Source organism: Cronobacter sp. HA18006, from assembly GCF_011605445.1.
In the GTDB taxonomy this organism is placed as follows: Bacteria; Pseudomonadota; Gammaproteobacteria; order Enterobacterales; family Enterobacteriaceae; genus Cronobacter; species Cronobacter sakazakii.
The window spans coordinates 155012-169156 of record NZ_JAANQB010000023.1; the positions used below are offsets into that span (position 1 = coordinate 155012).

A 14145-nucleotide genomic window follows, 5' to 3' on the forward strand; every position below is an offset into this window, starting at 1 on the left:
CCCCGCGTCTGAGATAAGAATCGCCTGATTCCCTCAGCGTTGTCACGTATACATTATTTTTCATTTTTTGGGGAACGGGTTTCACACCTGTTTGCCGGGCGGCTTGCATGAAATACATCCTCTCGATGACCCAACAGAAACTGAGCGTTCTGCTGGCGGTTTACATCGGTCTGTTTTTTAACTGTGCGGTTTTATATCGTCGTTTCGACGGGTATGCGCAGAATCTTTCCTGGGTTAATGGCGTGTCGATGGTCGTTGAACTGGTGGCCACGGTGCTCGTCACCTTCTTCCTGCTGCGTGTGTTGTCGCTACTGGGGCGGCGCGTCTGGCGCGTGCTGGCGTCGCTGGTGGTGCTGTTCTCTGCCGCGGCAAGTTATTACATGACGTTTATGAACGTGGTGATTGGCTACGGGATTATCGCGTCGGTAATGACGACCGATATCGATCTCTCGAAAGAAGTGGTCGGCTGGCAGTTCATCGCGTGGATGATTCTTGTGTGCATCGTGCCGCTGACGCTTATCTGGGGCAACCGCTGCCGCGATACGCTGCTGCGTCAGCTGCGCACCCGCGATCAGCGCCTGAAAAGCGCGGCGGTGGTGATTGTGGCGGGCCTGCTGGTCTGGGCACCGATTCGCCTGCTGGATTTGCAGCAGAAAAATGAAGAGCGCACGTCTGGGGTTGATATGCCAAGCTACGGCGGTGTGGTAGCAAACTCCTATCTGCCGTCGAACTGGCTTTCCGCGCTGGGGCTGTATGCCTGGGCGCAGGTCGATGAATCCAGCGATAACAAATCGCTGCTGAACCCGGCCAAAAAGTTTACCTGGCAGGCTCCGCAGGGTATTGATGACACTTACGTTGTGTTTATCATCGGCGAAACCACGCGCTGGGATCATATGGGCCTGCTTGGCTACGACCGTAACACCACGCCGAAACTCGCCCAGGAGAAAAACCTGGCGGCGTTCCGCGGTGAATCGTGCGATACGGCGACCAAACTCTCGCTGCGCTGCATGTTTGTTCGTGAAGGCGGCGCGGATGACAATCCGCAGCGCACGCTGAAAGAACAGAACGTATTCGCGGTGCTTAAACAGCTGGGCTTTAGCTCGGATCTGTACGCGATGCAGAGCGAAATGTGGTTCTACAGCAACACGATGGCGGACAACATCGCCTACCGCGAGCAGATCGGTGCTGAGCCGCGCAACCGCGGTAAGCAGGTGGATGACATGCTGCTGGTGGATGAGATGAAAAACTCGCTGGCGGGGCACGATAAGGGCAAACACCTTATCATTCTGCATACCAAAGGCTCTCACTATAACTATGTGCAGCGTTATCCAAGAAGCTATGCGCGCTGGCAGCCGGAGTGCATGGGCGTCGATTCAGACTGTAGCCGTCAGGAGTTGATTAACGCCTATGATAACTCGGTGCTGTACGTCGACAGCTTTATCTCCGATGTGATCGACCAGGTTCGCAATAAGAAAGCGATTGTGTTCTACGCCGCGGATCATGGCGAATCGATCAATGAGAAAGAGCACCTGCACGGCACGCCGCGCAATGTCGCGCCGCCGGAACAGTTCCGCGTGCCGATGATGGTCTGGATGTCCGACAGCTATCTGGCCGATCCGCAGCACGCGCAGGCGTTCGCGCAGCTTAAACTGCAGGCAGAGCAGAAGCGCCCGCATCGCCATGTTGAGCTGTTCGATACCATTATGGGCTGCCTCGGCTATCAGTCGCCGGATGGCGGCATCAACCAGAATAACAACTGGTGTCATGTTCCTTCTGCCGCAAAATAGCCATATCGCTGGCTTTTCAGCCGATCGACAGGCTTTTTTAAAGTAAGGGATTGACGGGAATTAGGGTGCGCAGTAATATGCGCCCCGCATTCGGTGATTGGCGCAGCCTGGTAGCGCACTTCGTTCGGGACGAAGGGGTCGGAGGTTCGAATCCTCTATCACCGACCAAATTCAGAAAAGCCCTGCTCAATGAGCAGGGCTTTTTGCTTTCCGGCGTCTGAGAGGATGAGAACCTCCGGGGGCAGGGAGGTTCGACCCGAGCGCAGCGAGAGGGCGTTGCGTAAGCAACGACCCGCAGGGCGAAGCCGCAAAGCGGCGAGTTATCCTCTGGCACCGACCAAATTCAGAAAAGCCCTGCTCAATGAGCAGGGCTTTTTGCTTTCCGGCGTCTGAGAGGATGAGAACCTCCGAGGGCAGGGAGGTTCGACCCGAGCGCAGCGAGAGAGCGTTGCGTAAGCAACGACCCGCAGGGCGAAGCCGCAAAGCGGCGAGTTATCCTCTGGCACCGACCAAATTCAGAAAAGCCCTGCTCATTGAGCAGGGCTTTTTGCTTTCCGGCGTTCGCGCTTTAAGGTTGCACCTGCGCCATTAATGCTTTCAGCTCGACGATACGCGCCTTATTCATATTGATTTCGCACTGGGTGGATAGAACCCAATAGTTGGGGGTTTTAGCACTAATCTGTGAACTGGCCACCTGACAAAACAGGGCCTTATGTTTTTCCCATGCCGCCTGATCGTTTTTCAGCGCATTGGCCGTATCTACAACGATTTGTGAATCTTCATCCTCGTAATCCGCATTAGCCTCCAGCCAGTCTTCCGACTGTACCTGCTTCAGCGCCGCCGCCAGCGTCTGTTGTAGCGCCTGCTCCGTTTGCTTGCGCTGCCTCTCAAGACATCGCGTTCCGGCGGCATAATCCGCACTCTTCGCACACATCTTTGCTGCCTCTCCATAAATGATGGACGAGGCAGCAACGCAGGTGGTCGGTAGCAACAGAAAGGGCAGAAAAAAAATTAACTTATAACCCATTGATATATTGCAACCTTTTTAAGTTTCTTCCGTGCGAGTTCATCTGAGCGCGATCTGTTTTCAGATATAAACGCACCGATTTCAGATCGTCGAGTAAAATCAACCGGGCAAATTCACCTGCTGACTCACATCCCTGATACAAACTATCGATGTATATATCTTTTAATCTGACACGCATCTTTTCCCAGCTTATGGCAGACATCATTCTCGCTTTGCGTCCATTAAAGATCCTTTTCGCCTCGGAAATATAAAATTGTATAGCAATTTCAAACAGTCTTAGCTGTTGCTGGTGCGTAATTTCACCGAAAAGCGGCCCATAAACTTTCACGAAACTGGCAGCCTCTCGTCCTTTCAGAAAAGCAGCTTTAGATGCCAGAATGGCCTTGTATTCTTCGATTCCCGCTTGTCTTAGCGTTGCAAAAATTTCACCTGAGCTTCGCTTTCCCATATCGTAGCCACGGCCAAGCGTAACGCCAGAAGCAGCAGAATGAGGCCAGTGTAAGATGCGTGAGAACCAGGGATAAGGGTGCGGACGGAAAGGATCGGTGGCTGTAATATAATCCGTCCCTTCATTGTCAAAAGTAAATTGTGCTTCACGTACATGTAGCGGCCCGGAAGTAATCCGTGGACGCCACTCGGGTTGGCTGGCATTTTTTAATGCTTCAATGAACCATTGATCTAACGGTTGTACCAGGCCTGAGCGGGACAGTGTTAACAGACGTTGATACCAGATAATGGCTTCTTTGGTTTCGTTGTTGCATATGCCGTCCACTTTTAAGGAACGCCCTGTCGCTGTCTGATAACCAGCTTTCATCATCAATTCTTGTAGCGCTTTTACGTCATCAGCATAATTTACGCCGCAAACGCCTACCGATGATTGCAAGCGCAGCACGCGTGGCTCATGAAAATTCCTTTTCATATACCTCAATACCTTTTGTCAGTTCGTAAGGGTTTCCATTTTTTGTCGACACGGCAGAGAAGTGGCGAATGCCTCAGGCGTGACGCGTCAAAGAAACCAGAGCTGAAATCGTATTAAAGAGGCCCTCCATAAAACCGTAAGCGGCCAAAGGTTATTGCTTTTCACTCCCACATTCAGACTCTGTTCCAGGGAATACCTGAATAAAGTCTTCACCCGCTTAATTCGTTAATCTTATTTAGCTTCGATTTTCCCGCGCGAACGCGATTCTGTGACATATTTCATTGAAAATAGTTATGAAACATCCCACATACTTTCCGCTCTGCTTATATATTGCCTCAGCATTTTTTGCTGCATGGCTAACAAATCGCGCCATAAACCGTTCATAAGTTCGCCACAGGGCCAGAAATTTTGCATTAAGCGGATAAAACATAAGCGCTGGATGTTACAAAATATCAAGATGATTATTCTGCGAGTGGCGGCGTAGCATAAATTTCCGTGCTGAAAACATGCCCATGAGGTTTTTTTAATCTTTGTTTGCCGTTTCTCAACCCGGTTGTAAATCCCGGATAGCTGTATTGACGTTTGCGTGTTCTGTTGACAGATTGTAGGGCGTGAGGGTCATTTTACGGACAATCTGTACTGCAACTCAGTCTCCCTTGCGAAAGGAATCCCCAGCCTCACACTTAACGATCGGACCGGGCAAAAAATAAAAAAGGTCTGACGGAAAACACAACACCTATCACATTGGAGCAGAAGAATGAGTATTTCCTTGAAGAAGTCAGGGATGCTGAAGTTTGGTCTGAGCCTGGTGGCTATGACCGTCGCCGCAAGCGTACAAGCCAAAACCCTGGTTTACTGTTCAGAAGGCTCGCCGGAAGGCTTTAACCCACAGCTCTTCACCTCTGGTACTACCTACGACGCAAGCTCTGTGCCTATTTACAACCGTCTGGTTGAATTTAAAACCGGCACTACGGAAATTATTCCGGGCCTCGCGGAGAAATGGGACGTCAGCGAAGATGGCAAAACCTATACTTTCCATCTGCGTAAAGGCGTGAAATGGCAGGACAATAAAGATTTCAAACCGACGCGCGAATTTAACGCCGATGACGTCGTGTTCTCGTTTGATCGTCAGAAAAACGATCAAAACCCGTACCACAAAGTCTCTGGCGGCAGCTACGAATATTTCGAAGGCATGGGCCTGCCGACGCTGATTAGCGAAGTGAAAAAAGTCGATGACAATACCGTCCAGTTCGTGCTGACGCGCCCGGAAGCGCCGTTCCTGGCCGATATGGCGATGGACTTCGCGTCGATTCTTTCTAAAGAATACGCAGACAACATGCTGAAAGCCGGTACGCCGGAGAAAGTTGACCTGAACCCGATTGGCACCGGTCCGTTCCAGCTTCAGCAATACCAGAAAGATTCCCGCATTCTGTATAAAGCGTTCCCGGGCTTCTGGGGCACCAAACCGAAGATTGACCGTCTGGTCTTCTCCATTACGCCGGATGCGTCCGTTCGTTATGCCAAGCTTCAGAAAAACGAGTGCCAGGTGATGCCGTACCCGAACCCGGCGGACATCGCGCGCATGAAGCAGGACAAAAACATCAACCTGATGGAGCAGGCGGGCCTGAACGTTGGCTACCTCTCTTTCAACACCGAGAAGAAGCCGTTTGACGATGTGAAAGTGCGTCAGGCGCTGACCTACGCGGTGAACAAAGACGCCATCATCAAAGCGGTTTACCAGGGTGCCGGCGTTGCCGCGAAAAACCTGATCCCGCCGACCATGTGGGGCTATAACGACGACGTGAAGGATTACACCTATGACGTCGAGAAAGCCAAAGCGCTGCTGAAAGAAGCGGGCCAGGATAAGGGCTTCACCGTTGAGCTGTGGGCGATGCCGGTACAGCGTCCGTATAACCCGAACGCGCGCCGTATGGCCGAGATGATCCAGGCTGACTGGGCGAAAATCGGCGTTCAGGCGAAAATCGTGACCTACGAGTGGGGCGAGTACCTGAAGCGCGCCAAAGCAGGCGAACACCAGGCGGTGATGATGGGCTGGACCGGCGACAACGGGGATCCGGATAACTTCTTCGCTACCCTGTTTAGCTGCGACGCCGCGAAAGATGGCTCCAACTACTCCCGCTGGTGCTACAAGCCGTTTGAGGATCTGATCCAACCGGCGCGCGCGACCGATGACCACAACAAACGTATCGAGCTTTACAAACAGGCTCAGGTCGTGATGCACGATCAGGCACCGGCGCTTATCGTCGCGCACTCCACCGTGTATGAGCCGGTGCGTAAAGAAGTCAAAGGCTACGTGGTCGATCCGCTGGGCAAACACCACTTCGAAAACGTCTCCGTTGAATAATTAAAACCGTCAGGGGCGCGCGAGCGCCCCGTGTCCGGCGACGCTGCGCTTATATCGGTCTACACTTGCAGACCGGGTAAGCGCAGCACACCCGGCAGCAGTGCTTTATTCCCTCGCTGAAAGGAGAGGGAATGAGATTTGTGAGCAATACAGACCACATCCCCTGGTTGTGCGTCATTACAGAGAATCCGGGTTATGTTGCAGTTCATCCTCCGACGTCTGGGGCTTGTTATCCCGACGTTTATCGGTATCACCCTTCTCACTTTTGCCTTCGTCCATATGATCCCCGGCGACCCGGTGATGATCATGGCGGGCGAACGTGGTATTTCCCCTGAGCGTCACGCGCAGCTGCTGGCCGAGCTGGGCCTTGATAAGCCGCTCTGGGAGCAGTATCTCCACTATATCTGGGGTGTGCTGCATGGCGATTTAGGCCTGTCGCTTAAAAGCCGCCTCCCGGTGTGGGACGAGTTCGTGCCGCGCTTTAAAGCGACGCTGGAGCTTGGCGTCTGCGCGATGATTTTCGCGGTTGCCGTGGGCATTCCGGTGGGCGTGCTGGCGGCCGTTAAACGCGGCTCCATCTTCGATCACACGGCAGTCGGCCTGGCGCTGACCGGCTACTCCATGCCTATCTTCTGGTGGGGCATGATGCTGATTATGCTGGTGTCGGTGCAGCTAAACCTGACGCCGGTCTCCGGGCGCGTCAGCGATATGGTGTTCCTTGACGATACCAACCCGCTGACCGGCTTTATGCTTATCGACACCGCCATCTGGGGGGAAGAGGGCAACTTTATCGACGCGCTGGCGCATATGATCCTGCCCGCCGTGGTGCTCGGCACCATTCCGCTGGCGGTGATCGTGCGTATGACCCGCTCGGCGATGCTGGAAGTGCTCGGCGAGGATTACATCCGCACCGCGCGCGCCAAAGGCCTGACCCGTATGCGCGTCATCATCATTCACGCGCTGCGTAACGCCATGCTGCCGGTCGTGACGGTGATTGGGCTTCAGGTAGGCACGCTGCTCGCGGGCGCTATCCTGACCGAAACCATCTTCTCCTGGCCGGGCCTCGGCCGCTGGCTTATCGACGCGCTCCAGCGCCGCGATTATCCGGTGGTGCAGGGCGGCGTGCTGCTGGTGGCGACGATGATTATTCTCGTCAACCTGCTGGTCGATCTGCTCTATGGCGTGGTGAACCCGCGTATTCGTCATAAGAAATAAGGGGCCATCATGACGCAAATGACTGAAAACAAAGTGGTGGCCGCACCGGTGCCGATGACGCCGATGCAGGAATTCTGGCACTACTTCAAACGGAACAAGGGCGCGGTCGTCGGGCTGGTGTATGTCGTCATCATGATCCTGATAGCCGTCTTCGCCAACTTTATCGCGCCGCACAACCCGGCAGAACAGTTCCGCGATGCGCTGCTGGCCCCGCCGGTCTGGCAGGATGGCGGTAGCTGGGCGCATATTCTCGGCACCGATGACGTAGGCCGCGATGTGATGTCGCGCCTGATGTACGGCGCGCGCCTGTCGCTGCTGGTCGGCTGTCTGGTGGTGGTGCTGTCGCTGGTGATGGGCATTGTGCTCGGCCTGGTGGCGGGCTATTTCGGCGGCATCGTCGATACCATCATCATGCGTATCGTCGATATCATGCTGGCGCTGCCGAGCCTGCTGCTGGCGCTGGTGCTGGTGGCGATTTTCGGCCCGTCTATTGTTAACGCCTCGCTGGCGCTAACCTTTGTGGCGCTGCCGCACTACGTGCGCTTAACGCGCGCGGCGGTGCTGGTGGAAGTGAGCCGCGACTACGTGACCGCCTCCCGCGTGGCGGGCGCCGGCGCGATGCGCCAGATGTTCGTCAATATCTTCCCTAACTGCCTTGCGCCGCTGATTGTTCAGGCGTCGCTCGGTTTCTCGAATGCCATTCTCGATATGGCCGCACTGGGCTTTCTCGGCATGGGTGCGCAGCCGCCGACACCGGAGTGGGGCACCATGCTCTCCGACGTGTTGCAGTTCGCGCAAAGTGCCTGGTGGGTCGTGACCTTCCCTGGTCTCGCTATCCTGCTGACGGTGCTGGCATTTAACCTGATGGGTGACGGCCTGCGTGACGCGCTCGACCCCAAACTCAAGCAGTAAAGAGGCACGAGATGGCGTTACTGAATGTAGATAAATTATCGGTGCACTTTGGCGACGAAGGCACCCCGTTCCGCGCCGTAGACCGCGTGAGCTACAGCGTGAATCAGGGCGAAGTGGTCGGCATCGTGGGTGAATCGGGTTCCGGTAAATCGGTCAGCTCGCTGGCGATTATGGGCCTTATCGATTTCCCTGGCCGCGTGATGGCGGACAAACTGGAATTTAACGGCCAGGATTTACAGCGTATTTCTGAGAAAGAGCGCCGGAACCTGGTGGGCGCCGAAGTGGCGATGATCTTCCAGGATCCGATGACCAGCCTGAACCCCTGCTACACCGTGGGTTTCCAGATTATGGAGGCTATCAAAGTGCACCAGGGCGGCAATAAAAAGACCCGCCGCCAGCGCGCGATTGATCTGCTAAACCAGGTTGGTATCCCGGACCCTGCGTCACGTCTGGATGTCTATCCGCACCAGCTTTCCGGCGGGATGAGCCAGCGCGTGATGATAGCCATGGCTATCGCCTGTCGTCCGAAGCTGCTGATAGCCGATGAACCGACCACCGCGCTGGATGTGACCATCCAGGCGCAGATCATTGAACTGCTGCTGGAGCTTCAGCAAAAAGAGAACATGGCGCTGATCCTTATCACCCATGACCTCGCGCTGGTGGCCGAAGCGGCGCACAAAATCATCGTGATGTACGCAGGCCAGGTGGTGGAAACCGGCGAGGCGCGGGATATCTTCCGCGCGCCGCGTCACCCGTATACCCAGGCGCTGCTGCGCGCCCTGCCGGAATTCGCGCAGGATAAGGCGCGTCTGGCGTCGCTGCCGGGCGTGGTGCCGGGGAAATATGACCGCCCGACGGGCTGTCTGCTCAACCCGCGCTGCCCCTACGCGACTGAACGCTGCCGCGTGGAAGAACCGGCGTTAAACCTGGTGGACAATGGCCGCCAGTCGAAATGCCACTACCCCCTCGATGATGCCGGGAGGCCAACCAATTATGAGCACGCATGAGGCCACTCTGCAGCAACCGCTGTTGCAGGCTATCGACCTGAAAAAACATTACCCGGTGAAGAAGGGGCTCTTCGCGCCGGAGCGTCTGGTGAAAGCGCTGGATGGCGTGTCGTTTACGCTTGAGCGCGGTAAAACGCTGGCGGTGGTGGGCGAGTCCGGCTGTGGGAAATCCACGCTGGGCCGTCTGCTCACCATGATTGAAACGCCGACCGGCGGCGAGCTGTACTACCAGGGGCAGGATCTGCTGAAACCGGACGAAACGGCGGAGAAACTGCGCCGCCAGAAAATCCAGATTGTGTTCCAGAACCCGTACGGCTCGCTGAACCCGCGCAAAAAAGTGGGGCAAATTCTTGAGGAGCCGCTGCTTATCAATACCCGTCTCAGTAAAGAGGCGCGCCGCGAGAAAGCGTTGGCGATGATGGCGAAAGTGGGGCTGAAAACCGAGCATTACGATCGCTACCCACATATGTTCTCCGGCGGTCAGCGCCAGCGTATCGCCATCGCGCGCGGGCTGATGCTTGATCCGGACGTGGTAATAGCCGATGAACCGGTCTCGGCGCTGGATGTATCAGTGCGCGCGCAGGTGCTGAACCTGATGATGGATTTGCAGCAGGATCTGGGGCTGTCGTATGTATTTATCTCCCACGATTTGTCGGTGGTGGAGCATATCGCCGATGAAGTGATGGTGATGTATCTCGGCCGCTGCGTGGAGAAGGGCACCAAAGACCAGATTTTCTCGAACCCGCGTCATCCGTACACTCAGGCGCTGCTCTCCGCGACGCCGCGCCTGAATCCGGACGACCGCCGCGAGCGAATTAAGCTCACCGGCGAACTGCCGAGCCCGCTGAACCCGCCGCCGGGGTGCGCTTTCAGCGCCCGCTGCCGTCGCCGTTTCGGCCCGTGTACGCAGATCCAGCCGCAGTTGAAGGAATATAATGGCCAGCTGGTCGCCTGTTTCGCCGTCGATCAGGATGAAACCGGCGAGCCGCGCATTCCTTAACGGTGAAGCAAAACGTAAAAAGCCGACGCAGAGCGTCGGCTTTTTTATGGGCGTTACGGTGCAAGGCGGTGGATGCGCTACGCTTATCTACCCCCTACAAAATATGCGAAATATGCAGGGCGGGTAAGCTTGCGCACCCGCCATGGACGAGTGGTTGGTGGATGCGCTGCGCTTATCCACCCTACAAAATATGCCACCTGTGTAGGGCGGGTAAGCCTCACGCACCCGCCGCGCCAACACCACCCGCCGCGCTAAAAAGAAAAGCCGACGCTTACGCATCGGCTTTTTTAACATGGCCCGAAAAATTATTGCGGGTAAGGTACCCAGTCGCCGCCGCTTAAGCGCACCCACGGTTTGCCCTGATACTGCACCACCACGGCATTGGCGTTCTCGGAGACCGGCGCGCTCTGCGGCAGATTACTGGTCAGCCCCTGCCAGTCCACGTTATCGGCCACAAAGTTTTTGCCGTCCAGCATCCGCACCACCAGCTCGGAAATTGCGAGGAAACTGCTCGGCTGGTCTATCCCCAGCGCTGAACCCTGATGCGGCGCTTTCATGCCGATAAACTTAATGCCCACCGGCACATGGGTGATAGACGGGCTCGGGATATCGCGCAGGCCGGACACCTGCATCTTATCGCCCTGCAGCGCCGCGCCGTGCTCCGGCACCACCACCACCATCACTTTGCGGTTCTCTTTCTCAAGCTGCGTCAGGAACGCATCCAGCTCATCAAACAGCTTCTGCGCGCGCGCTTTGTAATCGGCGGTTTTGCTGTTGCCCGGATAGTGGTTACCGTCATGCAGCGGCAGCAGGTTAAAGAACGTGGCGCTGCGATCGCCGCTGCCCTCGCTCTTCACGGTTTGCTGCCAGCGGTTCAGCACCGCCGTATCGTCATACACCGGCGAGCCGTCAAACGACAGCAGATTCACCGGCAGGCCGGATTGATCCATCAGCGGCTCCTGCATATTGCCGTTTTCGCGTACTTCTTTCAGGAAGTTACCGAACTCGCCGTTATGGTCCATCATCAGGTGGCGCTTAAAGCCCAGTTTCGCCAGGTTATCGAACAGGTAGCACTGCTCGCCCGCGGGTTGGTAGAGATTTTTATGCGACGGCTGCCCGCAGCTCGCGCGCAACAGGCGGATAGCGGCCGGGCCGCTGTATGACGTGCCGGAGTTAAAATTCTTAAACACGATGTCGAAATGCGACCAGAGCGGATGCGACATCAAACCTGTGGCCTCCACGTCAGACCAGGCCAGCGAACAGATGTTGATAACCAGCAGATCGAACGGCTGTGCATCTGCCGGCAGGCTCGCCGGGAAGGTTGTCTGACGTTTGGATTCGCTGGTGTAAAAGCTGTTCAGCCAGTCGTTAATGTTCTGGTTGCTCGCAGGCGCGGTTTGCAGCGGAATATCGCCCGCCACCACCGTACCCCCTGCGTTCGCGACGGTCGGTGCCGCGCCGCCACCGGTCGTGGTGACCGTCGCCGCCGTGGTATTCCCGGCAGGCCACAGCGAGACGACCGGGCCGGTTACGGTCAGCACGTTAAGCCAGACCATAATCGCCACCACAAACACCGTCACCCGCACCCACTGTGAGAGGAACATCCAGGCGACCAGCAGCACAAAGGCGGCGCCAATCATCTGCCAGTTAATAAAGCGTGTCACGAGATCCAGCACATAACTGGTGCTGAAGCCCGCCACCTGCGAGCCCTGACTCATAATGCTCTGCGGGCCAGGCAGCCAGGTGTCATGCCAGAAGAGGCCGATACCGACAGGAATGGCTATCCAGTGGCGCAGGCGATGCAGGCGCAGGTTCGGAATAGGGAACAGCAGAAACGCCATAAACACCAGGTTGGCGAGCGGGTGGAAATTCAGATAGCCCGTCCAGAGCAGGCCGAATTTCAGCAGAAAATAGTAGTTCCAGCCGGAAAGGCCGCGCCAGTTTTGCCAGCCTGAGCGGGCAAGGGGAGCGGAGTGAACGTGATTAGTCATGTTTTAAATTAGCCTTGACGGTAGAGCGGCGGCGCAACGTACCAGCGGGTTTAACAAATCGGGGGCGAAACAGCAGCGGGCGCAGCGTTTTCATCATGCGACGCTTGCCCACACACAGCGCGTATCCCAGCGGGATAAAAATCAGCGCGCACAGCGCAATAAGCTGAAGAATATCGCTAATCGACATCATAACGCGCGCTCCTGTGCGGTGTCGTTAAGCAGCGTAACGGGCGTCGGCACACGGCGCGTGACCGTTTTTGGCGTGTCGGCGAGCAGCGCGGCCGTTTCCCTTGCCTTACGGGTCATCTCAAGCGGCGCAGCCCACTGCTCCGGGCGCATCGCGCTCATCTGCATGATCTCCGCCGCTATCTGTTTATCTTCATGCCACACCATACGGTTGGAAAACAGCTCGCTTATCGGCAGCGGGAAAATATGGCTCAGCGCAGTGTCGAGATCGGTAATGCGGCAGAACGATAAAAACAGCACCAGTCGGTTTTCGCCGAGCGTTACGATATCACCCATGCGGCCCGGACGGCAGAGCGTCAGCGCCTGCTCAACGCGAATGCCCGGCACCGGGCGCAGCGCGACCAGAATCCCTTTGTTGTCCTGCGGAATTAACACGTTGCTCATCAGCGCGCCGACGGCGTTGCAGAAGATATCCCACGGCTGATAGCCGCGCATTTTCAGCGGCTGCATCGCCTCCAGCAGCATATCCACATCTTCCGGCACAAAACGGGTGAATTGCTGATTCTGCACGCTTTCAATCAGCGTCAGGCAGCGCGAGAGCGGGGCGTTCCACGGGATCACCATATTCGCGCCGCAGCCCAGCAGCAGCCGTTCGTCGGTGGCGCGCACGCTGGCTTTGTTTTCACGCACGAGGATTTTCAGCGCGCTGCCGCGCTGACGGCGCAGGGCGTGTACATGACGCGCCAGTCCTTCAATCTGGTTATTTTGCGTGAGGGAGAAAATCACCGTCGCGGCCTGCGCCTGACGCGCCTCGTTAAACAGCGAATCGTTGTCCTCAAAGAGCGTCCAGTTTTCCGACAGCGGCGGCGCGCCTTCGAGCACCGCGATATGGCTCAGCACGCGGCGTTCGTCGCTGCGCGCCTGGAACGAAACTTCCTGGCGTGGCACCAGCGACAGGCGGTCATTAATGAATGTCACCGGCAACTGCTGACGCGCGCTCACGCCTTTATCGTTAAACCAGAACGCCACGTCATACAGCCAGGCGTCGCCCTGATAGCGCAGCGTGGCAAGCCCGGAGAGCTGCTGATATTCGGTCATCAGCATGGAAGTTTGCTGGTCGGCCTGCGCGCCGGAATTAATAATCAGCAATGTGCAGTGATGTTCCTGCGCCCAGCTTTGGCTTTTTCTTATCCAGGCTTTAATATGAGCGGGCGCTACGCCTTGCCAGGCGTTTTCCGCGCACAGCAGCACAATGAAATAGTTTTCAGGTTCGAAACTGCAAAGCAGATCGTGATGCAGGCGATGAAGTGCATTTTGATTTTTCGGCATGGTAAACAGGCGTACTTCATCCGGGCCTTGCGGTGCAGCCGGCAGCGGCGTAATCACGGCTTCCGGCGCGGCGTCCATCGTAATTACAGCCACTTTGGTTTCGGGGGTTTGCGCAAGCAGCGTCTGGTTGACGAATGTAATGGCATCGCTGTGGCGGTCGCAATTTATCCAGGCTGTTCCGCCTGCGGAAATATGGCGCAGTTCATCCCAGAGCGAATCAATGCCAATTGAAAAAACAAGAGCCATGGCGCCCTCAATATATAAAGAGTATGGGTGTCAGTTTACTAGCGAAAGCCAGGAAATAAACCTAACATTGAAATTAAAGAACATGATCATTAGCATGCAAACCGGGATTGCGTAGATTCACTGTTTTCGTTTGCTGGCTTTAGTGATATTGCTCTAAGGAA

11 protein-coding genes, 1 tRNA gene and 2 other RNA genes are annotated in these 14145 nt (G+C 56.1%); 9 read left to right on the plus strand and 5 right to left on the minus strand.

Translation table 11 applies throughout. The features are described 5' to 3' along the window. The first annotated feature begins 107 nt into the window (after positions 1 to 107). From eptB to G9X48_RS17115, 4 genes are all read left to right on the plus strand, one after another. On the plus strand, positions 108 to 1787 hold the full coding sequence (eptB, locus tag G9X48_RS17100; RefSeq protein ID WP_007871877.1) for a kdo(2)-lipid A phosphoethanolamine 7''-transferase: 1680 nt from the start codon (positions 108 to 110) through the stop codon (positions 1785 to 1787). Positions 1788 to 1878: 91 nt separating this feature from the next. Then, positions 1879 to 1955, plus strand: a tRNA-Pro gene (locus G9X48_RS17105). Between the two features lie 36 nt (positions 1956 to 1991). Further along, positions 1992 to 2127: non-coding RNA, RtT sRNA (locus G9X48_RS17110), on the plus strand. Between the two features lie 36 nt (positions 2128 to 2163). Then, positions 2164 to 2299, plus strand: a non-coding RNA gene (locus tag G9X48_RS17115) — RtT sRNA. 56 nt (positions 2300 to 2355) lie between these two features. Here the strand turns inward: G9X48_RS17115 and G9X48_RS17120 are convergent. Continuing rightward, complete coding sequence (locus G9X48_RS17120; protein WP_069681895.1) at positions 2356 to 2814, minus strand: lysozyme inhibitor LprI family protein; 459 nt, start codon at positions 2812 to 2814, stop codon at positions 2356 to 2358. Further along, positions 2804 to 3733: a peptidoglycan-binding protein gene (locus tag G9X48_RS17125; protein ID WP_097641522.1), complete on the minus strand. Its 930-nt coding sequence runs from the start codon at positions 3731 to 3733 to the stop codon at positions 2804 to 2806. Before G9X48_RS17125 ends, G9X48_RS17120 begins: the two co-directional genes overlap by 11 nt. Before the next feature lie 757 nt (positions 3734 to 4490). On the opposite strand from G9X48_RS17125, the gene dppA reads away from it, so the two are divergent. The 5 genes from dppA to dppF all read left to right on the plus strand — a co-directional run bounded on the left by dppA (position 4491) and on the right by dppF (position 10232). Continuing rightward, on the plus strand, positions 4491 to 6098 hold the full coding sequence (gene dppA, locus G9X48_RS17130; RefSeq protein ID WP_004387618.1) for a dipeptide ABC transporter periplasmic-binding protein DppA: 1608 nt from the start codon (positions 4491 to 4493) through the stop codon (positions 6096 to 6098). A 195-nt stretch (positions 6099 to 6293) separates the two neighbouring features. Further along, positions 6294 to 7313, plus strand: coding sequence for a dipeptide ABC transporter permease DppB (gene dppB, locus G9X48_RS17135; RefSeq protein WP_007895616.1), 1020 nt, complete (start codon positions 6294 to 6296; stop codon positions 7311 to 7313). 9 nt (positions 7314 to 7322) lie between these two features. Next, the gene (gene dppC, locus G9X48_RS17140; RefSeq protein WP_007895619.1) at positions 7323 to 8225 is read left to right on the plus strand and encodes a dipeptide ABC transporter permease DppC; all 903 of its coding nucleotides are present in this window, start codon (positions 7323 to 7325) and stop codon (positions 8223 to 8225) included. A gap of 11 nt (positions 8226 to 8236) precedes the next feature. Beyond that, entirely contained in the window at positions 8237 to 9232 is a 996-nt protein-coding gene (dppD, locus tag G9X48_RS17145) for a dipeptide ABC transporter ATP-binding protein (RefSeq protein ID WP_004387621.1), read from the plus strand. Next, a complete protein-coding gene (gene dppF, locus G9X48_RS17150) occupies positions 9219 to 10232 on the plus strand; it encodes a dipeptide ABC transporter ATP-binding subunit DppF (RefSeq protein WP_007797331.1) in 1014 nt (337 codons plus the stop codon). The genes dppD and dppF overlap by 14 nt, the downstream gene beginning before the upstream one ends. A 305-nt stretch (positions 10233 to 10537) precedes the next feature. Here dppF and bcsG read toward each other — a convergent pair whose 3' ends face one another. From bcsG to bcsE, 3 genes are read right to left on the minus strand one after another with little or no spacing between them, the layout of a single operon-like run. Continuing rightward, positions 10538 to 12223: a cellulose biosynthesis protein BcsG gene (bcsG, locus tag G9X48_RS17155; RefSeq protein ID WP_097641521.1), complete on the minus strand. Its 1686-nt coding sequence runs from the start codon at positions 12221 to 12223 to the stop codon at positions 10538 to 10540. Then, entirely contained in the window at positions 12216 to 12413 is a 198-nt protein-coding gene (gene bcsF / locus G9X48_RS17160) for a cellulose biosynthesis protein BcsF (protein ID WP_004387623.1), read from the minus strand. The genes bcsG and bcsF overlap by 8 nt, the downstream gene beginning before the upstream one ends. After that, positions 12410 to 13984, minus strand: coding sequence for a cellulose biosynthesis protein BcsE (gene bcsE, locus G9X48_RS17165; protein WP_080321468.1), 1575 nt, complete (start codon positions 13982 to 13984; stop codon positions 12410 to 12412). The genes bcsF and bcsE overlap by 4 nt, the downstream gene beginning before the upstream one ends. Positions 13985 to 14145 lie beyond the last annotated feature (161 nt).

Excerpts from the sequence above, each read along its gene's own strand:
- eptB (WP_007871877.1), top strand. The coding sequence starts at position 108 with ATGAAATACATCCTCTCGATGACCCAACAGAAACTGAGCGTTCTGCTG.
- G9X48_RS17120 (WP_069681895.1), bottom strand. The coding sequence starts at position 2,814 with ATGGGTTATAAGTTAATTTTTTTTCTGCCCTTTCTGTTGCTACCGACC.
- G9X48_RS17125 (WP_097641522.1), bottom strand. The coding sequence starts at position 3,733 with ATGAAAAGGAATTTTCATGAGCCACGCGTGCTGCGCTTGCAATCATCG.
- dppA (WP_004387618.1), top strand. The coding sequence starts at position 4,491 with ATGAGTATTTCCTTGAAGAAGTCAGGGATGCTGAAGTTTGGTCTGAGC.
- dppB (WP_007895616.1), top strand. The coding sequence starts at position 6,294 with ATGTTGCAGTTCATCCTCCGACGTCTGGGGCTTGTTATCCCGACGTTT.
- dppC (WP_007895619.1), top strand. The coding sequence starts at position 7,323 with ATGACGCAAATGACTGAAAACAAAGTGGTGGCCGCACCGGTGCCGATG.
- dppD (WP_004387621.1), top strand. The coding sequence starts at position 8,237 with ATGGCGTTACTGAATGTAGATAAATTATCGGTGCACTTTGGCGACGAA.
- dppF (WP_007797331.1), top strand. The coding sequence starts at position 9,219 with ATGAGCACGCATGAGGCCACTCTGCAGCAACCGCTGTTGCAGGCTATC.
- bcsG (WP_097641521.1), bottom strand. The coding sequence starts at position 12,223 with ATGACTAATCACGTTCACTCCGCTCCCCTTGCCCGCTCAGGCTGGCAA.
- bcsF (WP_004387623.1), bottom strand. The coding sequence starts at position 12,413 with ATGATGTCGATTAGCGATATTCTTCAGCTTATTGCGCTGTGCGCGCTG.
- bcsE (WP_080321468.1), bottom strand. The coding sequence starts at position 13,984 with ATGGCTCTTGTTTTTTCAATTGGCATTGATTCGCTCTGGGATGAACTG.